The organism is Pseudomonas sp. 2822-17 (assembly GCF_002742485.1).
GTDB classification, from domain to species: domain Bacteria; phylum Pseudomonadota; class Gammaproteobacteria; order Pseudomonadales; family Pseudomonadaceae; genus Aquipseudomonas; species Aquipseudomonas cyclaminis.
Genome location: NZ_LJRZ01000009.1, coordinates 1 through 228, shown reverse-complemented (window position 1 = coordinate 228; position 228 = coordinate 1). Strand labels below are relative to the sequence as shown.

Below are 228 nucleotides of genomic sequence, written 5' to 3'. Positions count from 1 at the left end.
GTCCTGACAACAATCCAAGCCAATGACACACCAATAATGAGCGCAAATAAAGTTACCATAAATGTGAGGGAAAATGTATTCCACAACAATTCAGGTATTCTTTGATCAAGTAGACGCATCCACCGATCTGCACCAGCGAAAATAGAACGCCAGGCTACATATATAATTGGAACCGACATGATGATTGCCACAAAAATTCCTAATGCAAGTAAAACAATACCTGGTGGG

General features: G+C 40.4%; 1 protein-coding gene. It reads right to left on the bottom strand.

Translation table 11 applies throughout. The annotated features are described in order from the left end of the window. A partial coding sequence (locus AOA60_RS33155; protein WP_218240443.1) for a hypothetical protein occupies positions 1 to 228 on the bottom strand: 228 nt, incomplete at both ends.